Raw genomic sequence first — 24,397 nt, forward strand, 5'->3', positions numbered from 1 at the left:
GTTTCACACAACTTTAAGAAATTGAAGTACCATCTTAATATTACTTCGTTTGTATGGACTATCTTTTTCTACTGGAATTTCCCTAAAGCCATATTTTCGATAAATATAAATTGCGTTTTCAAGCTTGGTGTTTGAGTAAAGGAAGAGCCTATCGAATTTATTTTTCTTTGCGTATTTTATACAGTGTTCCATAAGTTTTTGACCAATCTTCTTACCACGCTGATTTGGTAAAACTGCCATTTTGGTGAGTTCAAATACGCCATCGTGCGCCTTTATTAATGCAACTGTACCCAGAACTATTTCATTTTCTATGGCAAAGAATATATGGCCTCCCGGTTCAATAATATATCGCTCTGGATTACTCAACACTTCACGATCATAGTCTTCAACATAGAAAAATGTTTCCAGCCATTCAATATTCAGATCGTAAAATGCGCTCTTGTACTTGGGGTCGAAAGGAATTATCTCAAAACTCATATAGATATCACATCACTTATTAAATACGAAATAGTCTTTGCTACCTGATTCGGAAATATTCCTGCTTCAGGATTTCCTTCACAGATATGTATGTAACGACAATGATCTTTTTTTGCGAAATATCGCATAAATCGCCTTGCTTCAGTTATTGAAAACCCACTTGGTGTCATGGCGCTACTTCCCATGGCTTCAATAGCATCCATGTCTAATTCGAGTCCGAAATCACTTCCGCAGCAAAAATCATTTGCTTGTTTCATTGCATCGGTAAAGCTTATTTCTTCGGAAACCGATATCGATTCAAATAAATTGAATTTCACGCGGGATTCGTGCTTATGTATACTTTCAAATACCGCCTGGGATGTATAATTAAGGTGCAATCCGAAGATAAAATAACGTTGAAGAAAACCATCCTCAAAAGCATATGAAAAACCATTACCACTATGGCGATGTTCCAAGGCTCTAAAGTCTGTGTGTGCGTCGAAATTGATACAATTTATAGGCTTCCCGAGAGCATTACTACTTCCTTTTATGTTTCCGAAGCTATTGTTATGTCCTCCTCCAATTAAGATTGGAATTTTTCCGGCTTCAACAATTTTTTGGACTACTTCTGAAACTTTATTATCAATTTGAGTGACTAATTCACCTAATTTATCCAGGACATTTGGGTCATTATTTGAAATATTACCGGCTTTTTCGTTTTCTGTTTTACAGTCGATTTCACCAAGGATCATCACGTTTTTAGCATTTGTATAACGATTGTTTTGAATATTACACAGAGCTCTTAATCCGGCAGTCCAAGCAGTTTCAGCTCCAGACTTTCCTAGATTTGCCCTAACTCCAATAGTTTCCGGGATGCCTACTAGAACGTATTTAACAGCGCTCTTTTTTAACTCGTCCCAATTGGAAAAAACCATTACAACTTCTCCGAACTTTTGTTCACCTGTCCGAGGATTTGTAAAACTTTCGAGGTCTTTTTTAGTATATGTTTTTAATGTGCTCATTCTACTAATTTCCCATTAATAAATACACTATCGATGTTATTACTTCCAAACGCGTAAGGTAAATAACCATAAGATGGAATTTCCTTGGTAAGGATCACATTCGCTTTTTTACCTTTAGTGATACTTCCGTGAGTCTCACTCAATCCCATGGCATAAGCAGCATTGATAGTAGCTGCATTAATAGCCTCTTCTGGTGTTAACTTCATTTTAATACAGGCCGTTGAAACCACAAAATTCATATTTCCGCTGGGGGTCGAGCCCGGATTATAATCGGTGGCTAGTGCTAATGGTAAACCTGCATCAATTAGTTTACGGCCCGGTGTATAAGGGATGCTGAGAAAGTAAGAACAGGAGGGAAGCGCTACTGGCATCGTTTCAGAACCCTTGAGTGCCGTAATATCGTCGTCTGTTAATACTTCGAGATGATCTACGCTCAAGGCATTGTGTTGAACACCCATTGCAACTCCGCCAATCGAATTAAATTGATTGACGTGTATTTTAGGTATGAGCTTATATTTATTAGCTTCGGAAAGAAGGCGGTCTGTGTCTTCTACGGTAAAATATCCCAACTCACAGAAAATATCAACGTAATCAGCGAGCCCTTCTGAAGCAATCTTCGGAAGCATTTCGTTGCAAATGAGATCCATATAGGCATCCTTATCGTTTTTAAATTCGGTTGGAATAGCGTGGGCGCCTAGAAAAGTAGTTTTTACGGTTACAGGATAATTTTCACCAAGTTTTTTAGCAACTCTTAGCATTCTCATTTCGGCTTCGGTTGTAAGTCCGTAGCCACTTTTTATCTCGATAGCGCCTGTTCCCAAACGCATTACTTCTTCCAAACGTTTAGCAGATTGTTGATAAAGTTCTTCTTCGGAAGTTTCTTGAAGTTTCTTTGCAGAGTTAACAATACCCCCGCCTTTATTAGCAATTTCCTGATAGGAGAGTCCGTTGATGCGATCTACAAATTCCTGTTCCCGGTTTCCGGCATAGACAAGGTGTGTATGTGAATCGCACCAAGCGGGCAATACCATCTTTCCGAAGCAATCGATCGTATTTTCCACCTTTGCAGAAATAAGTTGATCCATACTTCCGAAGTCGCAAATAAGGCCATCCTCGATTAGTAACCAGGCATTTTTAATAGTAGGAAGCTCTTTCATTTGATGCCCTTTGAGCATTTTTGTAGATTCAGGACGTACCTGAAGCAATTCTTTGATATTAAAAAGTAGAAGTTTCATTGGATAAAGATAGCAAACCTGAAAAGGAATTTATAAATTAGAGCAGCGAAAATTTAGTAAAAATGAAAGATCAAAAATTAGGAATAAATACTATTTGCACACATGTTGGTGAAATCAAGGATGAACAGTTCAAAGGGGCTATTTCACCTTTGTATATGTCGAGTTCATATGCGTATGAAGGAGTTGATGTAAAGCGATATCCGCGTTATTTTAATACACCCAATCAGGAAGCCTTGAATAAAAAAGTGGCGATGTTGGAGAAATGTGAGGCTGGTCTTATCTTCGGAAGTGGGATGGCAGCTGTAAGCACCACTTTGTTGGCATTCTTAAATAAAGGAGATCATGTGGTAGTTCAAAAGACTATTTATGGTGGAGCTTATAATTTTATTGTGGAAGAGTTTCCGAAGTTCGGAATAGAATTTTCTTTTACACAAGGTTTTTCTGAAGCTGATTTTGATTCAGAAATAAAAGACAACACAAAAGTGATTTATGTAGAAACGCCTTCAAATCCACTAATGCTTATAACAGACTTGGAAATGATTTCGCGAATTTCAAAAGATAGAGGTCTTGTAAGTATGATCGATAATACATTTGCGTCTCCTATTAATCAGACTCCTTCAGATTTTGGAATTGATATCATGCTCCATAGTGCAACTAAATACATGGGTGGGCATAGTGATATATGTGCTGGAGCTGTGGCAGCTTCCGAAGAACATATAAAAAAGATCTGGAATGTAGGTAAAAATCTCGGCGGTAGTTTAAGCGATTATACTGTTTGGTTGCTGGAACGAAGTATGAAAACTATGGCAATTCGTGTCAAGGCACAGAATAGAAATGCAAAGAAAATGGCAAAGTGGTTGGAATCACATGCTATGGTAACCAAAGTTTATTATCCGGGCTTAAAGTCACATCCCGATTACGAACTTGCTAAAAAGCAGATGCGAGGTTTTTCAGGAATGCTTTCTTTTGAATTAAACTCAGATATTGATGCAAATCAATTTATGCAATCATTACAATTGGTAAAACAATCCATGAGTTTGGCGGGAATTGAATCAACAATATTATCACCTACTAAGACATCACATGCATTGCTTTCGGCAGATGAAAGAGCACATCAAGGAATTGCAGATGGTTTGCTGAGGTTTTCAGTTGGAATTGAAAATAAAAACGACTTAATAGCCGATTTTGAACAGGCATTTGAAAAAGTGGCTAAAAAACAATTGGTTTAATAAAACATCCTGTTAAAGAACTCAACGTATGAAGTTAGATATTCTTGCCATAGGAGCCCATCCCGACGATGTTGAATTGGGTTGTGGGGCGACGATTGCAAAGGAAATAAGTAAAGGGAAACGAGTTGGTATTTTGGATCTCACAAGAGGGGAGCTAGGTACCAGAGGAACTGCTCAAATAAGGGATGTTGAAGCGGCAAATGCTGCTAAAATTTTGGGAGCTTCATTTCGAGAAAACCTGGAATTTGCAGATGGTTTTTTTGTAAATAACGCTTCTAGTCAATTGGAAATTATAAAAATCATTCGAAAATACGAACCGGATATTGTGCTCTGCAATGCCGTTGACGATCGCCATATTGATCATGGGAAGGGTAGTAAACTGGCAAGTGACGCTTGTTTTCTTAGTGGACTTAAAAAGATAGAAACGATACACGAAGGGAATCATCAAAAAGCATGGCGTCCTAAACATGTGTATCATTACATACAATGGAAAAATATCACACCCGATTTTGTAGTTGATGTTTCCGGATTTATCGATAAAAAGAAACAAGCGGTATTCGCGTATGAAAGTCAGTTTCATAAAGAAGGAGCTAAAGAGCCTGAAACGCCTATAACTTCTACCAACTTTAGGGATAGTATTGAGTATCGTGCTCGTGATTTAGGCAGGTTAATCGGTGTGGAACACGCTGAGGGTTTTACGACAGAACGTTATGTCGCGGTGTCCTCTTTATTCGATTTGAAATAAAAAATCTTGTAATTTTCTATTGTGCAACCGTATTAATTGAATTATATTTGCAACCGCTTTCGAAGCGAAATACAAATGGTGGTTGTAGCTCAGTTGGTTAGAGCATCGGTTTGTGGTACCGAGGGTCGCCGGTTCGAGCCCGGTCTTCCACCCAGAAGCAAAAGTCTTTCAGAAATGAAGGACTTTTTTTGTGTTTGATGTTTTGAAAAACGTGGGCGAGAAGTTTATGCTGAGTCCCGATAGCTATCGGGATCGAAGTGAGCCCGGTCTTCCACCCAGAAGCAAAAGTCTTTCAGTCCCGATGCTTCGGGAGAAGGACTTTTTTTGTGTTTGATGTTTTGAGAAACATGGGCGAGAAGTTTATGCTGAGTCCCGATAGCTATCGGGATCGAAGTGAGCCCGGTCTTCCACCCAGAAGCAAAAGTCTTTCAGTCCCGATGCTTCGGGAGAAGGACTTTTTTTGTGTTTGATGTTTTGAGAAACATGGGCGAGAAGTTTATGCTGAGTCCCGATAGCTATCGGGATCGAAGTGAGCCCGGTCTTCCACCCAGAAGCAAAAGTCTTTCAGTCCCGATGCTTCGGGAGAAGGACTTTTTTTTGTATCTGAATTTAAAAATATCTGTAATTGATGGCTACATTGATCCTCCCCTTATTTTAAGGGGAGGTGCCGAAGGCGGAGGGGTTTGGGGTATTAATTTTTTATCTCTTCAAAAAGTAAACTAAAAATATAAATTGAAGATTAAAAACAAAAAAGCACTTTCCGTTTTGTTAGAAAGTGCTCTTAGTCTTGTTAAAACTAGACCTATAATTTATCGGCTATAATTCTTTTTTCTTGATTTGCAACTTCCCAGGCTGTTTGAAATATTAGTCGGGTACGTTTTTCCATTAAATCATATTCGATTTTATCTGGAGTGTCGGTCATTTTGTGATAATCTTCATGCACACCATTAAAATAGAAGATGATTGGAACATTGTTTTTAGCGAAATTGTAGTGGTCACTTCTATAGTAAAAACGATTAGGATCATTTTCGTCATTAAAAGTGTAATCCAACTCTAGATTTGAGTATTTTTTATTCACCCTTTCTGAAAGATCATGAAGTTCCTGGCTTAATTTATCACTCCCTATTAAATATACATAGTTTGGGTTGTCAGCTTTTTTAGGATCAATTCGTCCTATCATGTCAATATTGAGATCGCAGACGGTATTTTCTAATGGAAAGATCGGATTTTCCGTATAATATTTGGAACCGTATAATCCAATCTCTTCTCCTGTTACGTGAAGAAAAAGAATAGATCGTTTAGGACCGTTGCCATCTTTTACTGCTTGTTGAAATGCTTGCGCAATTTCAAGAATAGCTACTGTTCCACTACCATCATCATCAGCTCCATTAAAAACATTACCGCTACTATCTGTACCTACATGATCTAAATGGGCAGAAATAATCACAATTTCATCAGGTTTTTCGGAACCTTCAATAAAAGCCACTACATTTTCTGAGTCCATTGTACCTTCTTTTCCTCGGAAATAAGACTTCGGAACTCGCTGATAATAATTGTTTTCCTCCAAAGGAGATTTAATTCCGTGATCCATGTAGAAATTTCGTAGATACTCGGTAGCTAGTTTTTGTCCTTTTGTACCGGTCATACGACCTTCCATTGCATCTCCTGCATAAATATAAAGATGTGTTTTGAGATCTGAAGCAGTAATAGTTGCAGCGTAATCAGTACGTGTTTTTGTCTTAAGTTCTGTGGGTTTAACGGAGCTTTGAGCCATATTACAGGATACTGTGAAAATTGTAAGCAGGCCAAGGAATAAATATTTCATAATAGTTTAGTCAAAAGATGTTAGTTCATAATCGTCGGGAGAGAGTCCTTTTTCTCCAATCTTTGCATATTCAAGTTTATGAGTCTTTACATTCGTATTTCCGTCACGGTCTTGAGAGGATATTCCAATTTTTACAACATAAGTTATGCCAATTCCTTCAATTTCCGGAACTTCAGTTATGGCAAAATCCTTGTCATTAAAAATAGTACCTTCAGGAAGTTGTAGAAAAGTAATTAGATCTTGCTTCGCCAATGCGCGTACGGTTTCCATTTGTTCCTTTTCCGAAGAACAAGAAAACACTATAAAACTTAATAATAGGATTGTTATTTTTTTCATGAATAAGAAATTTCTGGCGATAAAGATAAGTGAACTTCCCATTGTGGATGTGAAAATTAAGTAAAAATATGAAAAGAAGGCCCTTTTCAAAAAAACACTGCTATAACAATTACTATATTTGCAAAAAATTCTGAACAAATGAATGTCGAGCAAATTTATACTGGGTGTCTTTCACAAGGCGCTTATTATATAGAAAGTGAAGGAGAAGTTGCAATCATAGACCCGCTTCGTGAAACAAAGCCATATCTGGAACGTATAGCACGTGATAAGGCTAACATCAAATATATTTTTGAAACTCATTTTCATGCCGATTTCGTGAGTGGTCATGTATCTCTTTCGAAGCAAACGGGTGCGCCAATAGTCTTTGGGCCGCTTGCAAATCCTGCCTTCGATGCTATTATAGCTAAGGACGGACAAGAGTTTAAAGTAGGAAAAGTCTCTATTACGGCATTGCATACTCCGGGGCACACCATGGAAAGTACGACCTATTTGCTAAAAGATGAGAATGGTAAGGATTACGCTATTTTTAGTGGTGATACCTTATTTCTTGGCGACGTAGGGAGACCCGACCTTGCGCAGAAAGGAAATGAAATTACTATGGAAGATCTCGCAGGAATTTTATTTGACAGCCTTAGGAATAAAATCATGCCATTAGCCGATGATGTAATTGTTTACCCGGCACATGGTGCAGGCTCGGCTTGTGGTAAACATATGATGAAAGAAACGGTAGACACTCTTGGGAACCAAAAAGCCTCTAATTATGCATTGAGAGCAGATATGACGAAAGGCGAATTTGTTGCAGAAGTGACAGAGGGGCTCGCTCCGCCACCGGTTTATTTTCCTTTGAATGTTAAGATGAACCGCGAAGGTTACGATGATATTAACGATGTTATTGAACGAGGTACAAGGAAAATGACAGCTGAAGAATTTGAAGTAGCTGCAAACACAACTTCCGCTATCATTCTGGATGTCCGACATCAGATAGATTTTATGAAGGAACATGTTCCAAATTCAATCTTTATTGGACTCGATGGTGGCTTTGCACCATGGGTAGGCGCTTTAATAGCAGATGTAGAGCAACCAATTATCATAATTGCTCCTGAGGGAAGAGAAGAGGAAGCTGTGACTCGTTTGTCTCGTGTCGGTTTCGATAAGACCTTGGGCTATCTAGATGGTGGAATAGAGGCATGGAAAAGAGCCGGAAAAGAAACTTCAAATATGACGTCTGTGTCGGCAAAGGTTTTGAAGTCAAAATTACGGGAGAACGCGCCAGTATTTGATGTACGAAACGATGGAGAATATGAAAATGCTCATATCCCAACTGCAAAACATACACCTTTGGATACAATAAATGATCATTTAAAAAAATACCCTAAAGAAGAGCCTTTTTATATTCATTGTGCGGGAGGATACCGATCGGTAATTGCAGCTTCTATTTTAAAGAGTAGAGGAATTCACAATGTTATTGATGTTGCAGGAGGATTCAAGGCAATCAAGGAGGAAGGTATTGAAGTAGTTTCCTAAACGAAAATTACTAAACGTAAAAAAAATGCTCTTGCAACTAAGTTAGTTGCAAGAACATTTTCGTTCAAATTAAATTGAATTAACTCCAACTATCGGCAATATCTTCTAAGGACTTTACCTTACTCACTGTTTGTTTAATTTGTGAAAGTTGATTATTCAAAACACTAGAAATGTTTGGTGAAAATCTGTTTTCATTCAAAGTTTCTTCATAATCTTCAGCACAAGCTTTTTCTCCACGAATACACTCTTCCAATACAGCCTCATCATTGTCTGAAGTAAAAGCTGTTTTTACGCCAATCCATGCGCGGTGTAAAGTTCCTGCAGTAGAACCACTTTCTTTAGGAGTCTCATTTAAACTTCTAATTTCATGATCTAACTCTGTTGCGAATCGCGCATGTTGAGCTGCTTGATGTTTCAGAAAATTCTTTAATTGTTGATTTTTAGAATCTTGCATTGCTTTCGTGAAGCCTTTTTCAGCGTCATAATTTTTTTCCAATAAGCCCTGTAAATTACCTACAAGATTTTCGTGAATGTTTTCATCTGCTTTTTCTTTTGTCGTTTTCATAGTTTTGTTTTTTTATTTTGTTTCATAAAATTACTAAATGAATGAACATACTTTTCATATAATTTTGCTAATTGAGAGTAGTTTAACAGAGGTTGTTAAGGGAGTCTAAAAATTGAAATTGTGGTGAACTCTTGTATTAAAATGGGTCTATACTTTTTAATAGTTGGCAGAAATTGGAGTTATGCCTGTGTTTTGGAAATCGAATAGATTATTTATGATCAGTTTAATATTTTAATGAGGTAATAATAATCGAGAAGAATGTTAATTATTATAATTAATTTTTTATAATTAGGAATCCTAACTATATTTACAAGGCAATTATGCAAAACTTAAATCTTATATTATGAAAAAGTCAGTTTTTTATCATGCCGGATGTCCTGTATGTGTGAGTGCAGAACAGGATATTGTAAATCTTGTCGGAGCACAAAATGTAGATGTTGTTAATATTGGTCAAGAAAGATCAAGAATTTCTGAAGCGGAAGCAGCAGGAGTGAAGTCGGTTCCTGCAATGGTTACTCCTAATGGAAATGTACTTCATATCAATTATGGTGCGTCAATGGCGGATGTAAAAGGTTAATCTTTTATTTGTATACAAAAATTAGGAATCCTAATTAAAATTTATTAAACCAATTTTATGAAAACAATTAATAGTATTTGGCTTTATGCCTTGTGTTTATGTCTTCCCTATGTGAGTATCGCTCAAGAGGTTTCTTATAACAATGATAATTTTACAATTAATTCGGTAACTGTTGAACACCTTAGTGAGCATTCTGTTACGGTTTGGACCATTAAAGTGAAAGGAGAAGCCGGTAAGACAACCCCTAAACCTAAAGGACAAATGAACGGCGCCCCGGTTTTAGGATATGTGTTTCCTACCAATTTAAAATCTGAAGATGTCGGGTTTAATTCTGTTGATGGAATCGTAGCGCTGGCATTAACTTCTCATCCTGATTTTGATGATACTCCGCTTTGGGATGAAAATATAGATAGCGTTTACGATAATGACGGCATTATTTGGCATCCGCATTGGGTAGTTCTGGAAAAGAACGAAGCGGTATCAGGTGGCTTGGCTGTGAAGCAATTTAATGAAGGTGATTCTTCGGTAGTGTTACCGCCTACAAATCCGGGAATGCCGATGTATATGGACTCTCCCGGCTATGCTGTAAATACGAACGCTAACAAAATAACTGTTCTAATTCCGGATTATAGAATTAAAAATAAAATAGCCTTTAATTATGATGGTGTCGCGGCTTTTATGAAGGTAAATACAAGTGATATGGAGCTTCCTATGCTTGGTGTTTATGAGGTGTTTAGCGTTGCAAGCGGAGATTTGTCATTACCTTATACTGTAAAACAAAACTAATGAAAATAGCAGTTTGGGATACGTACGTTAAAAAGAATGATGGCAAACTAATGCATTTCGATATTCTGGTGCCGGAAGATCAGTCTAATGAGCAGATTGTGTATAACTTCGGAAACGATTATCTTCTGAAAAAGAAGGTTAATGCAGTTAAACTAAGCGCTAAAGAATGCCAATATTGCCACATGGAAAATGCTTCCGAAGCAATTGTTGAAGAAATACAGCTTAAAGGGTATTATATTATTGAAATGGAAAATTGTAATTAGTTTAATTAGGATTACTAACTTTGTCTGCCGGCCTAATTCCGGCAGACATTTTTATGGAAAAGAGAATTTTTGATCCTGTGGTGCAAAATAAGAGTGTTTCCGGTAAAATAGTGGCCGGACTGGAACGTATTTCCGAAGCTTTTAAAGTACTACTATGGGAAAAGGCCAAAGCTTTAGGATTAAGTCCTATACAAATACAAATCCTTATTTTTACGGCTTACCATACGTCCGATCTGTGCAACGTTAGTCATTTAGCGAAGGAATTCAATGTCACTAAACCAACCATCAGCGACGCGATTCGGGCCTTATTTTCTAAAGATTTAATTCTGAAAGATTTTTCTTCGGAAGACAGTCGCAGCTATTCCATCGTATTATCTGAAAAGGGAAAAACTATGGTTGCTGCTACCGAAAGCTTTGCGAATCCACTCTACCAGCAACTGGAATCATTTGAAGAAGGCGATTTGGAATCACTCTTTCATACCATAAGTAAATTGATCTTTCAACTTAACCGAAACGGAATCCTAAGTGTGCAACGTACTTGCTATGGATGTAAATTTTATAGTAAAGCGGAAGCTTCAGATTATTGTAACCTCCTTGAAAAACCTTTATTAAATACCGATATCAGATTGGATTGCCCTGAGTTTATCATTAGGTAATTCAGAAGAAAGAAGAAAGAAGAAGACCGTCACTTCGAGTGGTTTTTGATGACCATTAGGGAATTAAAAAATGTATCGAGAAGAAGAATAAAGAATAAAGAATAAAGAATAAAGAATAAAGAATGAAGAATAAAGAAGAAAGAAGAAAGAAGTAGGATGTAAGAAGTAAGAATAAAGAATAAAGAAGAAAGTGTACAATTGCTTTTTTTGAAACAATACCTTTAAAGCTTTAATGCAATTTTAGACTTTTCGAGCTGCTGCTCAAACAATACTTTGGTTATTTCGGTATTCCATGAAGGCACCATTTTTTGTCTAATTTTTTTTCCTTCGGAAGAATATAAAATCTCAGGAAATGCCTTGTCTAGCACATCCAACATAATTTTGACTGCCGTTGAAGCCCCCGGAGAAGCGCCCAGTAAACAGGTAATACTTCCGTCTTTACTACTTATTACCTCAGTACCAAACTGAAGTTTTCCACCTTCAAACTCGTCTTTTTTAATAATCTGTACCCGTTGTCCTGCATGCATGATCTCCCAGTCATCATCATTCGCATCCTTCACAAATTTCCGAAACTCTTGCATACGATCCTCAAACGACATGGAAACCTGATGAATAAGATATTTAGTGAGTGGCATATTGTGCCAAAAGGCTCCCAGCATCGAAGGAAGATTATCCCATTTTACGGAATTCATTAAATCGAAATTAGAACCTTCCTTTAAAAATTTAGGACTAAAACCAGCGAAGGGCCCAAACAGTAATTCCTTTTTTCCATCAATAAAACGTGTGTCCAAATGAGGGGTGGACATTGGAGGATCGTTAGGACCAGCTTTGCTATATACTTTTGCCATATGTTGGGCGATGATTTCCTTATTTTTGCAAACTAACCATTGACCGCTTACCGGAAAGCCACCATAACCTTCTTTTTCGTCGATTTCGACCTTCTGCAATAACAACAGACTTCCACCGCCAGCACCAATAAATACGTGATTCGCATCAAAATAGGAAATTTCTTTTGTAATAGTATTTTTTACTTTTGCATACCATTCTACTTTGTCATCCGGGTCAATATCCTCGACTTCCATATTGCAATGCACCGGAGTAGTAAATTTAGTTTCAAGAATTTCAAAAAGTTGTTCGGTAAGTGTTCCGTAGTTTACTTCTGTTCCACGGTCTATCCTTGAAGCAGCCATTTTTTCATCAGAGTTGCGATCGTGCATAATAAGTGGAAACCACTTCTCCATTTGTTCTATTTCCTTCGAAAACTCAATGGTTTCGAACATAAAATGTTCTTTCATGGCCTTGAATCTATTTTCGAGATAAGTGACATTATCTTCTCCTGTAACCCAACTATGATGAGGAACTGGGGTTATAAAGGACGAAGGATCTTTTAGAAGACCTAGTTCTACCAAAAATGACCAGAATTGTTTAGAGATTTCAAATTGATTACAAATTTCAACTGCTTTGCTAATATCGACGCCGTTTTCAGATTGCGGACAGTAATTAAGCTCACATAGCGCCGAATGACCCGTACCAGCATTATTCCAGGCGGCTGAACTCTCCTGTGCGACTTTATCCAATCGCTCTAATAATAAAATCCGAAGATCCGGTTTTAGCAGTTTTGCCAGCAATGCTAAAGTTGCGGTCATTATACCGCCACCTACACAAATTAGATCGTATTCTTTATTTACAATTATATTCTTTTCAGACATTTTCCGATCGTTTTAGCGAAGTTAGCCAAGTATTTCTAAATTAAAGAACACTTCAGAATTTGCTTTTTCAACAGTCTTGTTTACTGAAATAGAAGTTTATATTTCTTCTTTATAAAACGTAGAAGCATCCTTCACAAGCAATTCTAAAATTTCTATTTCTTTTGCAACACGATGATTGTCCCAATCAAAATACACAATAAAGTCTTTTAAAATGATAGTTCTATATTTTTCAATACTCTCAATGTTGAAATAAAGTCTTCCGGTTCTACGTACAAAAAAATCTGCAAGGGTGTTTGTCATTTCGTATTGCACGCAGTACCATAATTCGGCTCTAATTAAACGTTCTTCTGCTTTTTCGTTGGAAAAAGTTCCTGATTTTCTAATAATAGTATCAGCCTGTTTGCCGTAAGTAGTAGTAAGATACCATGCTTCATGGACATCGGTCGCACCAATTTGAATCAACTTATTTTGGACCTCTTCGATATAAGTTTTCACTTCCAATTTATTTGCCATTGATGGAGTGGTTAAGGTAATCTTGTCGGTATGGGATTCCTTAAATGTATCTCTTCTTTTTGAACTCATGGTTTTTAAAACAGCATCGATTACACGATGTGCCATTTTTCTGTAACCAGTAAGTTTCCCTCCCGCAATGGAGACCAAACCACTCTTCGAAATGAAAATTTCGTCCTTTCGTGATAATTCTGAAGGTTCTTTTTCATCTTCATGAATCAAAGGACGCAAACCTGCCCAGCCTGATTCTATATCTTTTTCTACTAAGTTTAGCTTCGGAAATGTACTATTTACAGCCTTCAATAAATATTCGACATCATTTTTTGTAATAAGTACTCTCTCCAAATTACCAGAATAGTCTGTATCTGTAGTACCTACATATGTTACACGGCCCCTTGGAATAGCAAAAATCATTCTACCGTCGCTCACATCAAAGTAGATGGCTTGGTGTAATGGAAGCTTCTCAAAAGGAAACACTATATGAACCCCTTTGGTTAAATGCAGATATTTATGATTCATGGAAGCATCCTTTTTCCGAAGTAAATCGACCCAGGGACCAGCAGCCGAAACAAACTTTCTCGAACGTATATTAAGACGAATCCCAGTATTGTGGTCGATACAATTCAGGCTTATTATTTTTCCTTCGGAATCGTACACAAATTCATCCATCTCACAATAGTTAATCACGGTAGCGCCCATTTCTGAAGCTTTCTTCAATAATTCTATGGTGAGTCTGGCGTCATCTGTTCTATATTCTGAATAATACCCACTGCCTAAGATCGTTTCTGAGTCGAGCAAAGGTTCTTTATCCAGCGTTTGTTCTTTATCTAGCATTTTTCGCTTGTCATCCCCTTCAACACTCGCTAGTAAATCATAGACTTTTAATCCGATAGAGGTCATCATTTTACCGTAATTACCTCCTTCGATTAGTGGGAGTAACATTTTTTCAGGAATTACTAGGTGTGGTGCTAGTTTGTGGACAATTGCCCGCTCTCTCCCTGATTCTTTTACCAATCCGATTTCTAATTGCTTCAGATATCGCAGACCACCATGAATTAGTTTGGTTGATTTGTTACTGGTTCCAGATGCAAAATCATTCTTTTCGATAAGGCAAGTTTTTAATCCTCTCGATGCAGCATCTAAGGCTATTCCAGCACCTGTGATACCTCCTCCTATAATTATAAGATCGAATTTTTCCGAAGACAGTTTAAAAAGATGATCCTCTCGGTCCAAAATCGAAAATCGTTTCGATATCGCACCTTTTTTAATCTTAATAGGCGATTTTGTTCTTTCAATTGCTTGTAACCAACCTTCATATTTGTCCTTTCTTGTCTTGCGATCCATCTTAGGTTCAAAAACGGTATCAATTTCCCGAATAGTAGCAATATCTTCAGAAGTCCATAAACCGGCTTTCAGCCCTGCTAGCATGGCAGCGCCCAAGGCAGTTGTCTCAATCATTTTTGGTCTATCCACAGGAACATTTAGAATGTCTGCCTGAAATTGCATTAAATAATTATTGGCGCTCGCACCTCCATCGACTTTTAGCGTTGACAATAGTTTTCCACTATCTTCTATCATCGCATTAATCACATCTTTTGTCTGATAGGCAAGAGCTTCAATGGTCGCCTTTATAATTTCTTCTTTTCCTATGTCCAGCGTAAGCCCGTAGATAGCGCCTTTTGCATTTGCATCCCAATAGGGTGCTCCAAGACCTGCAAAAGCCGGAACAACATATAAATCCTTTAAAGGAGGAATGCGTTTGCAAATTTCTTCGGAATCACTTGCAGTTTTAAGAAGTTGCATACTATCCCGTAACCATTGAACTGAAGCCCCACCAATAAAAATACTTCCTTCCAGAGCGTATTTTACAGGGCTATCGGGAAGGCCGCAACAGATTGTGGTAATCAGTCCATTTTTAGATAATACAATATCATTTCCTGTATTTAGAAGCATAAAACAACCAGTTCCATAGGTGTTTTTTGCAATACCTTGTGTAGCGCCCCCTTGTCCGAAGAGCGCTGCTTGTTGATCTCCGGCAACTCCATAAATAGGAATCAGTACATCTTTATAATGAAGCGAACCAAAATCTGAAGCTGAGTTTTTTACTTCAGGCATCATAGATTTAGGAATATCTAAGGCCGAGAGTAGCGTAGAGTCCCATTTCAGATCTCTAATATTGTAAAGTAGCGTGCGGGAAGCGTTGGTATGATCTGTAAAATGATTTTTCTCCTTCGTGAATTTATAAATCAGCCAGCTATCGATGGTACCAAAAAGTAGCTGTCCGGCCTCTGCTTTTTCACGAACACCCGGTACGTTGTCCAGGATCCATTTAAGTTTCGTGCCTGAAAAATAGGCGTCGATTACTAAGCCTGTATTTTCACGAACATAGGTTTCTAAACCCTGTTCCTTTAACTCTTCACAAATTTCTTTGGTTCGATTGTCCAGCCATACGATTGCGTTGTAAACTGGCTTTCCAGTTTCTTTATCCCAAACGACGGTGGTTTCCCGCTGGTTAGTGATCCCAATTCCGGCGATTTCATTTGGGTCTATCCCTGATTCTGAAATTACTTCTTCAAAAGTAGTCAACTGATCTTTGTAAATCTCCTCCGGATCGTGCTCTACCCAGCCCGACTGCGGATAATGTTGGGTGAGTTCTTTTTGAGAAATACCCTTAATTTTTCCATGTTGATCGAATATAATGGTTCGGGTACTGGTTGTACCTTGATCGAGGGCTATGATGTATTTCTTGTTCATGTGGGGCTTCAGAAAATATGTGAATTTTTAAACAATTGCGAGATCGTTTATAACACAAAGAACCGAAAATTTCTTGCTAATTATTGTTGCTTCGGAAAAAAAACTATTTCAGTACAAACATAACGGACTCATTTACAACCGAATTACACTAAACAAATATTATACATTAAATTTGTACTTTGTATTTCAGAAAAAATAAAAGGTCATGACAAAGAAAGCAGATCAAACCGCATCATTTATGGTTCGGTTTAACCAGATGATATTTGAAGAAAATGGAGAGTCTAAAGTGCAATGGCGCGGAAAGGTATCTCATGTTCAAGGAGGGGAGGATAAAAGTTTTTCAGATTTTAAAGAAGCTGTAGTTTTTATACAGGAAAAACTCGCTGAGCTTACGATTGAAGCAACTAAAGATCACACACCAGACGAGCAAGACGGTATACTTAAAAAGAGCTTTGCTTTATGGAAATCGGTTGCTAAAGAGGGGCCGAAAGTATTCATGGAAACTCTAAAAGACCCAAGAAAGCAGGTAGCCAATTTGCAAGATCAGATTAGTCATTTTGGTGATGAGTTAAGTGAGAAAGTGCAGATAGACCAATGGCGAAACGCTTCTAAATCGGATTTCAATGAAATGAAAGAATCGATTGGTGACTTAGTTTCTCAAATGAAAAAACTAAATGCAAAGGTTGATTCCTTATCAACTCCAGTTAAGAAGCCAAGAACAACTTCCGCCAAAAAGCCCACAGCAACGGCCAAAACTGTCGCTAAGAAAGCCGCTACAAAAGCTACTTCAACTACAAAAAAGAAGTAATATTTATGGCAAAACCATCCGATAGATTAGAAACCTTGAAGCAATTTCAGGAAAATGCGCCAATAAAGATTCAGACTTTGGGGCAGTTTAATCTATGGAGAAAAGGCGAAAAGATCGATTCTAAGTCTTGGGGGCGTGATAAAACCGTACAACTTTTTCAATATTTGATTTCTAATCGACAGCGACATGCATTGCATCGGGAAAAAATTATGGATCAACTATGGGAAGATGGCGACGATCGTGATTTTAAAGTAGCCTTGCATGGTGTAAATAAAGTCTTGGAACCCGAAAGACCTTCTCGTACCGAACCGGAGTATGTAATAAGACAGGGGATTAGTTACCAGCTCGATCTTGAGAAGATTTGGATAGATGTTGATGCCTTAGAAAAGTATATTATTATAGGAAACGAATGCTTCGGAAGTGATCAAAAAGTCGCAAAAGCAGCCTACAAATCAGCACTTGATCTGTATCATGGAGTGTATTTACCTAACAGGGTATTTGAAGATTGGTCTTCCGAAGAGAGAGAAAAAACACAGGTGCTCGTTTTAGGAGCCTACATAACACTGGCAGAGATTATACTTTCGGAAAATCCAATGGAAAGCGTCCGACTTGCCCAATGTGCCATCGCCATCGACCCCACCTGGGAGGATGCGTACCGATTACAAATGAAGGCCTATATAGCGAAAGGGAATCGTCCTCAAGCAATTAAGGCGTATCAAAAATGCGCCGACATTCTGGATGAAGAATACGGTATAGATCCGCTACCCGAAACCAAAAAGTTACTACAGGAAATCGAGAGCTTAGCATAAGCTACCGCTTTCAATGCTCAATATTCAATGTTCAATTTTCAAATTGATTCTTCTGCAACTCATTTGTAACCGGATGCATGTACGTTTGCATCATAATTTACCGAAAGCGTTAATAATCATATAATATAAGAAGATGGCAACTGCAAAAAGAAATACGAATTCAAAGTCAAAAGAATCTAAAAAGATAAATGGGATAGTTGAAAAGTTAAAGACTTCAGCCACAGCTACGAGTGCAATAGCAATCATGACAGCAGAAGATGTTATCGCTGAAACAAAAACGATAGCCGGAGATTGGCGTGGCGTGGCTTCGAAAGCAGTAAAAGGAGGTTCAAAATTAGCCTCAAATCAACAAGAATTAATCGTTGATACTTTGGATAACACCAAAGAACATATGACCATTATTTATAAAAGGTCTACCGCATTATTTGGAATAAAAAAATAGTTTAAGTTGATAGTTTGAGTTAAAGTAGAAGAGTGCCTGTATGAAAATACAGGCTTTTTTTATAACAAATACAGTACAATGATAAAAGTGCAACTCATTTGTAACTGTCTGATAGTATGTTTGCACCATAAATATTAAACAAGACTTTAAAATATATAAAACGATGACAACAAAAATGAACAAAGCGAAAACTGGGAAGATCAATTCTACAATGAACACTGTACTTTCTTTTGCAACAAAAGCGAATGACTTTGCTTTAAGTACTACTGAAAAAGTAGCTAGCAAATCAATTGAGTTCACTGAGAAATGTTTAGGAGTTTCAAATAGTGTTGTAAAACAAGGATTAAAAATAACGGCTACACAGCAGGATATGGTTTTTGACGCATTAGAAACTGTAAAAGGGAAAGTAGTAAAGCCTTCAAAAAAGAAAAAATAATTAGAAAATAAATAAGCAGGTCTAAACTGCAACTCAGTTGTAACTCTCTGATTGTATGTTTGTACCGAAATTAAAAAACAATAGTAAAGTTAACAATATATATTATGGCAACGAAAACAAAAAAAGCAACAAAAAAAGTTCAGAAATCAACAAATGTTGTAAAGAAGATTAATTCTGAATTAGTAAACGCATCTATGTCTGCTATCGACACTACAGTAAAAAATGGTGAGAAATGGCAAAAATTGGCTTCTAAATTAATCAAGAAGTCTGAAAACGTAAGAGAAGCACAAATCAATATGGTGTTCGATACAGCTGAAGCTTTAAAAGGACAGTTAGTGACTGGAACTAAAAGAATGAAAGATCTTGTTGAGTTTGATGCTCAAGTTGAAAAAGTACAAGATTTCGCATTTAATAATCCTGTAACTAAAAAAGCAATGAAAATTGCTGGTGAGATTTCAAAAAACCCGGTAGTGAAGAAAGTTGAAAAAACTTCAACTGATCTTAAAACTAAAGGTATGGCGAAATTTAATGACGTAAAAGGAGAAGTTATGGAAACTGCTTCAAAATTGAAAACTAAAGGAGAAGCTAAAATTAATGAGGTAAAAGGAGATGTATTAGAGCAAGCTGCTAGGATCATTAATAAGGGTGAAGTTGTAGTAAAAGAAGCAAAAGCAACGGTAAAAGAAGCTAAAGCTGATACTAAGAAAACAGCAACTAAAACTAAAGCGAAAACAGCAACTAAAGTAAAAGCTGCAAAGAAGTCTACAAAAACGACTACTGCTAAAGCGAAAACTGTTAAAGCGAAAACTGCACCTAAAGCGAAATCAACTGCGAAGAAAGCTGTAAAAGCAACTCCAGCAAAGAAAGCTGTGAAAGTTGCAGTGAAAAAAGTTGATAAAGTAGTAGCTCCAAAAGTGGTTAAGAAAGCTGAAAAAGTAGCAGCTCCAAAAGTAGCAAAGAAGGAAGTTAAGGAAGTGAAAGCTGAGGTTAAAACAACAACAGTAAAAGTTTCAGTAAAGGATGATTTGAAAACGATCAACGGAATTGGGCCTAAAACTGAAGTAGTTTTTAATAACAACGGAGTTAAAACATTCACTGAACTTGCAAAAGTTACAGAGAAGAAAATGGACCAAATTGTAACTGCAGGAGCTTCGAATATTACAATCGAAGATGTTCAAGATTGGAAAAAACAAGCGGTAGTAGTTGCGGCTAAAAAGTAATAAAGGATAATTTATAACAGATTATTTTCTATTAATAATTGAAAAATTATATAAAAATGAACAAGAAGAATTCAGTAAAAGGAGCGGTTAACAATATGGTTAGCACTACTAAAGATATAGCAGCAAAAGTAAATGGAAAGGCACTAGCGACCACAGAAGTTGTAATCACAGACACGATTGAAGTGGCAGAGCAATGGCAAACAGTTACTAAAAAAGCTATCAAAGAAAGTTTAAAATTGGCTTCAGCGCAACAGAATATTGTATTTGACGCTTTGGATGGTTTTAAAGGTCAGATTCAACTTAGTAAAAAACGTTTTACAAAGTTAATCGCATAAGACGAGAGATTTTTTCATAATTGGTTAGTTAAGTTGAAACCGGGTTACATTTTTAATGTGACCCGGTTTTTTTATTCTGAATTTTCTCACTTCGGAATTAGTATTTTAACCATACATAAATGCAGCTTCCGTTTGAAGCATTTACCGTTAAGGTTTTGTACTTTTGAAGTATAAAATTTACTTGATGGGCAGGAAGAAAAAGGTATCAGATACTGAAATTATAGCTTTTTACATGGAGTATGTCATTGAACATGATGACAAACCTGAGTCTGTTGAGGATTTTGCTAAACATTATAATTTTCAAAAAGCTTTATTTTATAGTAGTTTCGATTCATTTTTTAATTTAGAACAAGAGGTTTTTAAAGTGCTTTTTGATACTGCGGTGGAAATGTTAGAGCAATCCGGGGATTATGCAGATTTCGACAAGAAAAATAAACTGCTAAGTGTGTACTTTACCTTTTTCGAAAATCTGTCACTCAACAGAGAATTCGTAAAATTTATACTTGATGGTTACGGAAATCAATGGAAAACATTTACAGTTCTTTCTAATTTGAAAGAGAGTTTTACTAGTTATATTGATAGTCTGGATCTTCAAAGTCTAAATTTAAATGTAGATAGTTTGGAACAAATTCAGAAAACAACCATTCGTGAGTCTTCATGGGTTCAGATGTTGTTGACACTTAAATTTTGGATGGATGATACTTCACCAGCTTTCGAAAAAACAGATATTCTCATCGAAAAATCATTGAATACCGGATTAGAATTGCTAGATACACGATCGCTCAATAATATAATTGATCTTGGGAAGTTTCTATATAAAGAGAAATTTCAATCCAATTAAAATTCATAAATGAAAACTGCAAAAAACATACCTATTTCGAAAATTCAAAGAGCCTCCAAGCTTGTACAGACAGGGGCGAAAGTAGGTGTGAATTATATTAAATATTTCGGGGATAAGATGGTCAATCCGGAAACCGAAGCCAAAGATCGTTTGGATGAATCGAATGCCAACGATATTTATGATAGCTTGAAAGGCTTAAAAGGGAGTGCATTAAAAGTAGCACAAATGCTGAGCATGGAAAAAAATATTCTGCCTCAGGCCTATGTTGAAAAATTTTCACTTTCACAGTTTTCGGTGCCACCATTATCGGCTCCTTTAGTATTAAAAACCTTTAAAAAGTCCTTTGGTAAATTTCCTTCAGAGATCTTCGATTCTTTTTCTGCAGATGCAATTAATGCTGCTAGCATAGGGCAAGTGCATAAGGCTGAAAAAGACGGTAAAATATTGGCGGTTAAAATTCAATATCCCGGAGTGGCAGACAGCATAGTTTCAGATCTGGCCATTGTGAAACCCATTGCAATGAAGATGTTTAATATAAAAGGGGAACATTCGGATGTTTACTTTAAAGAAGTTGAGAACAAATTGTTCGAAGAAACCAATTATTTGTTAGAGATCGAGCAAAGTAAGGAGGTAGTGAAAAGTTGCAAGCATATTTCCAATTTATTATTTCCGGAGTATTATGAACATTTATCGTCAGATAAGATTATTACGATGGACTGGATGGATGGTATACATTTGTCTGAATTCACCAAAAAAAATACTGACGAGAAACTAGCTAACAAACTTGGACAGGCACTTTGGGATTTTTATTTGTACCAGATTTATATTCTGAAGAAAGTACATGCAGATCCACATCCGGGTAACTTTTTGGTTTCTGAAAATGCGGAATTGATTGTGCTCGATTTTGGTTGTATGAAGGCATTGCCCGAAGAATTTTATGCTCCATATTTTGAACTATTGAAGCCTGAAGTTATTGAAGATCCAAAACGGTTCAATGAAAAATTATACGAACTGGAAATTTTGAGAAAAGGAGATACGGATGAAGAAATCACTTTCTTCACTACACTTTTTCACGACGTGCTCACCTTGTTTACCCAACCATTTAATCATGAAAATTTTGATTTTTCAAATCCTGGTTTTTTTGCTGAAATAGCTTCGATAGGTGAACGTTATATGAAGAGCTCTAAAATTAGAAGTCTCAACGCGAACAGGGGCTCCCGTCATTTTATATATATGAATCGAACCTTTTTCGGACTTTACAGCTTAATGTTTGACCTCAAGGCTACCAACGTTAAAATTGATAATTTTCTAACACTTGCGAAGCCTGTTATTAATGAATAATTCATTTCTGAAAAATTCTAACAATTATGCACGCATAGTATATAATAAATGATGTATATTGCTAGATTCATGTATAAAAACACTTTTTACGCTTAATTTTTTAATTATTCCCGCTTAAGCGGGTACTGTTATGGCAAAAAAAATTGATTTGAAGGACATCGTTCAAGATGCATTAGATTCTTCCATTCATCAAATTTCTGGTTCCGATGCGGCTTTTCTATATGCAGAGTCTCCAACGAGTCCTATGCATATCGCAACACTTAACATAGTTGAAGGCTCCTTAAAATATAAAGATTTCAAAGAGATTGTAGCTTCTAAGTTACATATGCTGCCAAAATTCAGGCAGCGACTTCTAAGTGTTCCTATGAATTTGGATTATCCTTATTGGGTGGATGATCCGAATTTTGATATTGACCTGCATTTAAATCGCATCAAGTTACCGGATCCATCGAACTGGAAAACTTTGAGATCGCTAACTTCTACTATTTTTAGTGCTCCTTTGGACCTTCGCCGGCCGTTATGGTCTGTTCATTTTATTGAAGGCCTGGATGAGATCGCACAGGTGCCGAAAGGATCTGTAGCCATCATTACCAAGGTGCATCATGTGATGATCGATGGCAGATCGGGCGTTGGAATCATGGGTGTCTTATATGATAGTGATGAAAATGAAAAAGGCAAAAAAAGGGCAGTTCCTATGCCATACGACCCGGAGCCGCTTCCGGATGAATTGAGTTTGCTATTGAAAAGTGGGTATGGGTTTTTGAAGAATCCGTTTAAAATTCCTAAGACGATTGGGGAAACTGTGTATTCGTTTATAAAGAATAAGGCTGCTAAAACACTTAGTATTCAGAAGGAGTTTAATTCGGCTACTTATCCTGTTCCGATCACAATTTTTAACGGTTCCATTTCAGCAAAAAGAACATGGGGAACGGCAATTTTATCTTTTGATCGTATCAATGTACTTCGGAAAATGATGGGGGGTAGTATCAACGATATTATTCTTGCGATTTGCGCAGGAGGGATTAGACGTTATTTGGAAGAAAGAGAACGCTTGCCAATGCAGCCCTTAGTTGCCAATGTGCCTATCTCAATACGCTCGAAAAGTGACACAAAAATGGGCAATCAGATTGCCAATATGATGATTCAATTGGCAACTCATATCGAAGATCCGTTAGAGCGATTGGAGTATATTCAGGAGCAGACTATGTTAGGAAAATCCCGACATAATGCGATGGGTGCAAAAACATTGGCAAAGATGGCCGATGCAGTACCGTTCGGATTGGCGAATCTTGCTGCCGGACTCTACATTAAATACAATATTAAAGATCTGCACCGACCGCCGTTCAATGTGACGATCACCAATGTACCAGGGCCTAGAGGGCTTCTTTACTTAAATGGACATAAGGTAGTGTCTATTTTCGGACTTACACCTGTTGTAGATGGCTTCGGATTAATTATTGCTGCATTTAGTTATAACGGACAGGTTAGTATTACAACTACTTCTGATACGAAAACAATGCCGGATGCAGATAAGTTTTCCAGATATATTCGAGAATCTGCGAATGAATTGGAAGCCTTGATTAAGAAAGCAGGAAAAAAGAAAAATACGGTTCAAAAGTCGGGTAGTGCAAAAAGTAAAAGTACTCCCTTCTTTGCTGCATTGAAGAAATATTTTAAAGAAAATCCTACACTTCAGAAAAAATATAAGGGGCAATATCATTTAGAAATTAGTCAGGGTGCCACTACTGAAAATTGGGAGTTGGATCTTTCCGAAGAAAAAGCGGAAATAAAGAAAAAGAAAAACCTGAATCCAAAAGTATTGATTGAGATTGAAGATCAGAACTTATATCAGCTGTATAAAGGTAAGCTCCTGCTAGAAGAACTTCAAATTCAAGGTAGAATAAAACTCACCGGAAGCAAGGCAAATACGACAAAGTTTATGAAACTACTTACTGCCTTTTTAGAAAGATAAT

At 37.0% G+C, this 24,397-nt stretch carries 25 protein-coding genes and 1 tRNA gene; 18 read left to right on the forward strand and 8 right to left on the reverse strand.

What is annotated here, in order from left to right:
• Window positions 1-3: 3 nt before the first annotated feature.
• The 3 genes from BXY75_RS10035 to hutI are packed head-to-tail and all read right to left on the reverse strand — an operon-like array spanning window position 4 to window position 2,713.
• Window positions 4-477 carry a GNAT family N-acetyltransferase gene (locus BXY75_RS10035; protein ID WP_121907620.1) on the reverse strand — a complete coding sequence of 158 codons (474 nt, stop codon included), beginning with the start codon at window positions 475-477 and terminating at the stop codon, window positions 4-6.
• Complete coding sequence (locus tag BXY75_RS10040) at window positions 474-1,478, reverse strand: formimidoylglutamase (RefSeq protein ID WP_121907621.1); 1,005 nt, start codon at window positions 1,476-1,478, stop codon at window positions 474-476. The genes BXY75_RS10035 and BXY75_RS10040 overlap by 4 nt, the downstream gene beginning before the upstream one ends.
• Window positions 1,475-2,713 carry an imidazolonepropionase gene (gene hutI, locus BXY75_RS10045; RefSeq protein ID WP_121907622.1) on the reverse strand — a complete coding sequence of 413 codons (1,239 nt, stop codon included), beginning with the start codon at window positions 2,711-2,713 and terminating at the stop codon, window positions 1,475-1,477. Before hutI ends, BXY75_RS10040 begins: the two co-directional genes overlap by 4 nt.
• Before the next feature lie 62 nt (window positions 2,714-2,775).
• Here hutI and BXY75_RS10050 point away from each other — a divergent pair, with 62 nt between their 5' ends.
• From BXY75_RS10050 to BXY75_RS10065, 4 genes are all read left to right on the forward strand, one after another.
• Window positions 2,776-3,942, forward strand: coding sequence for a trans-sulfuration enzyme family protein (locus BXY75_RS10050; RefSeq protein ID WP_121907623.1), 1,167 nt, complete (start codon window positions 2,776-2,778; stop codon window positions 3,940-3,942).
• A gap of 28 nt (window positions 3,943-3,970) precedes the next feature.
• Window positions 3,971-4,687, forward strand: coding sequence for a bacillithiol biosynthesis deacetylase BshB1 (gene bshB1, locus BXY75_RS10055; RefSeq protein ID WP_121907624.1), 717 nt, complete (start codon window positions 3,971-3,973; stop codon window positions 4,685-4,687).
• Window positions 4,688-4,764: 77 nt separating this feature from the next.
• Window positions 4,765-4,840, forward strand: a tRNA-His gene (locus BXY75_RS10060).
• Between the two features lie 330 nt (window positions 4,841-5,170).
• Window positions 5,171-5,410 carry a hypothetical protein gene (locus BXY75_RS10065; protein ID WP_121907625.1) on the forward strand — a complete coding sequence of 80 codons (240 nt, stop codon included), beginning with the start codon at window positions 5,171-5,173 and terminating at the stop codon, window positions 5,408-5,410.
• A gap of 79 nt (window positions 5,411-5,489) precedes the next feature.
• Here the strand turns inward: BXY75_RS10065 and BXY75_RS10070 are convergent, their stop codons facing one another.
• Together BXY75_RS10070 and BXY75_RS10075 are read right to left on the reverse strand one after the other, a co-directional pair.
• Entirely contained in the window at window positions 5,490-6,512 is a 1,023-nt protein-coding gene (locus BXY75_RS10070; RefSeq protein WP_121907626.1) for a M28 family metallopeptidase, read from the reverse strand.
• Between the two features lie 6 nt (window positions 6,513-6,518).
• Window positions 6,519-6,848, reverse strand: coding sequence for a hypothetical protein (locus BXY75_RS10075; RefSeq protein WP_147437265.1), 330 nt, complete (start codon window positions 6,846-6,848; stop codon window positions 6,519-6,521).
• A gap of 138 nt (window positions 6,849-6,986) precedes the next feature.
• Here BXY75_RS10075 and BXY75_RS10080 point away from each other — a divergent pair, with 138 nt between their 5' ends.
• Window positions 6,987-8,372, forward strand: coding sequence for an MBL fold metallo-hydrolase (locus tag BXY75_RS10080; RefSeq protein WP_121907628.1), 1,386 nt, complete (start codon window positions 6,987-6,989; stop codon window positions 8,370-8,372).
• Between the two features lie 79 nt (window positions 8,373-8,451).
• Here BXY75_RS10080 and BXY75_RS10085 read toward each other — a convergent pair whose 3' ends face one another.
• On the reverse strand, window positions 8,452-8,937 hold the full coding sequence (locus tag BXY75_RS10085) for a ferritin-like domain-containing protein (protein ID WP_121907629.1): 486 nt from the start codon (window positions 8,935-8,937) through the stop codon (window positions 8,452-8,454).
• Between the two features lie 343 nt (window positions 8,938-9,280).
• On the opposite strand from BXY75_RS10085, the gene BXY75_RS10090 reads away from it, so the two are divergent.
• From BXY75_RS10090 to BXY75_RS10105, 4 genes are read left to right on the forward strand one after another with little or no spacing between them, the layout of a single operon-like run.
• Window positions 9,281-9,514, forward strand: coding sequence for a thioredoxin domain-containing protein (locus BXY75_RS10090; RefSeq protein ID WP_121907630.1), 234 nt, complete (start codon window positions 9,281-9,283; stop codon window positions 9,512-9,514).
• Between the two features lie 57 nt (window positions 9,515-9,571).
• Window positions 9,572-10,300 (forward strand): hypothetical protein, encoded by a 729-nt coding sequence (locus BXY75_RS10095; protein ID WP_121907631.1) that lies wholly within the window; start codon window positions 9,572-9,574, stop codon window positions 10,298-10,300.
• On the forward strand, window positions 10,300-10,563 hold the full coding sequence (locus tag BXY75_RS10100) for a DUF2024 family protein (protein WP_121907632.1): 264 nt from the start codon (window positions 10,300-10,302) through the stop codon (window positions 10,561-10,563). The genes BXY75_RS10095 and BXY75_RS10100 overlap by 1 nt, the downstream gene beginning before the upstream one ends.
• Window positions 10,564-10,583: 20 nt before the next feature.
• The gene (locus tag BXY75_RS10105) at window positions 10,584-11,219 is read left to right on the forward strand and encodes a MarR family winged helix-turn-helix transcriptional regulator (protein ID WP_245962954.1); all 636 of its coding nucleotides are present in this window, start codon (window positions 10,584-10,586) and stop codon (window positions 11,217-11,219) included.
• Window positions 11,220-11,440: 221 nt separating this feature from the next.
• Here the strand turns inward: BXY75_RS10105 and mqo are convergent, their stop codons facing one another.
• A complete protein-coding gene (gene mqo / locus BXY75_RS10110) occupies window positions 11,441-12,928 on the reverse strand; it encodes a malate dehydrogenase (quinone) (RefSeq protein ID WP_121907634.1) in 1,488 nt (495 codons plus the stop codon).
• A gap of 96 nt (window positions 12,929-13,024) precedes the next feature.
• Entirely contained in the window at window positions 13,025-16,192 is a 3,168-nt protein-coding gene (glpK, locus tag BXY75_RS10115; RefSeq protein WP_121907635.1) for a glycerol kinase GlpK, read from the reverse strand.
• Between the two features lie 205 nt (window positions 16,193-16,397).
• Between glpK and BXY75_RS10120 the strand changes: the two genes are divergently transcribed.
• The 9 genes from BXY75_RS10120 (at window position 16,398) to BXY75_RS10160 (ending at window position 24,396) form a co-directional block, all read left to right on the forward strand.
• A complete protein-coding gene (locus BXY75_RS10120; protein ID WP_211331815.1) occupies window positions 16,398-17,000 on the forward strand; it encodes a hypothetical protein in 603 nt (200 codons plus the stop codon).
• 5 nt (window positions 17,001-17,005) lie between these two features.
• Window positions 17,006-17,809: an AfsR/SARP family transcriptional regulator gene (locus BXY75_RS10125; protein WP_121907636.1), complete on the forward strand. Its 804-nt coding sequence runs from the start codon at window positions 17,006-17,008 to the stop codon at window positions 17,807-17,809.
• Between the two features lie 133 nt (window positions 17,810-17,942).
• Window positions 17,943-18,251 (forward strand): hypothetical protein, encoded by a 309-nt coding sequence (locus BXY75_RS10130; RefSeq protein ID WP_121907637.1) that lies wholly within the window; start codon window positions 17,943-17,945, stop codon window positions 18,249-18,251.
• 163 nt (window positions 18,252-18,414) lie between these two features.
• On the forward strand, window positions 18,415-18,687 hold the full coding sequence (locus BXY75_RS10135) for a hypothetical protein (RefSeq protein WP_121907638.1): 273 nt from the start codon (window positions 18,415-18,417) through the stop codon (window positions 18,685-18,687).
• A gap of 104 nt (window positions 18,688-18,791) precedes the next feature.
• On the forward strand, window positions 18,792-19,907 hold the full coding sequence (locus tag BXY75_RS17210) for a hypothetical protein (RefSeq protein WP_211331816.1): 1,116 nt from the start codon (window positions 18,792-18,794) through the stop codon (window positions 19,905-19,907).
• A gap of 56 nt (window positions 19,908-19,963) precedes the next feature.
• The gene (locus tag BXY75_RS10145) at window positions 19,964-20,242 is read left to right on the forward strand and encodes a hypothetical protein (RefSeq protein ID WP_121907639.1); all 279 of its coding nucleotides are present in this window, start codon (window positions 19,964-19,966) and stop codon (window positions 20,240-20,242) included.
• A gap of 184 nt (window positions 20,243-20,426) precedes the next feature.
• Window positions 20,427-21,083, forward strand: coding sequence for a TetR family transcriptional regulator C-terminal domain-containing protein (locus tag BXY75_RS10150; protein WP_121907640.1), 657 nt, complete (start codon window positions 20,427-20,429; stop codon window positions 21,081-21,083).
• A 9-nt stretch (window positions 21,084-21,092) separates the two neighbouring features.
• The gene (locus BXY75_RS10155; protein WP_121907641.1) at window positions 21,093-22,424 is read left to right on the forward strand and encodes an ABC1 kinase family protein; all 1,332 of its coding nucleotides are present in this window, start codon (window positions 21,093-21,095) and stop codon (window positions 22,422-22,424) included.
• Between the two features lie 130 nt (window positions 22,425-22,554).
• Window positions 22,555-24,396, forward strand: a complete 1,842-nt coding sequence (locus tag BXY75_RS10160) for a WS/DGAT/MGAT family O-acyltransferase (RefSeq protein WP_121907642.1) — start codon at window positions 22,555-22,557, stop codon at window positions 24,394-24,396.
• The last annotated feature ends 1 nt before the right edge of the window (window position 24,397 follow it).

This window comes from Ulvibacter antarcticus (genome assembly GCF_003688405.1).
Classification (GTDB): Bacteria; Bacteroidota; Bacteroidia; order Flavobacteriales; family Flavobacteriaceae; genus Ulvibacter; species Ulvibacter antarcticus.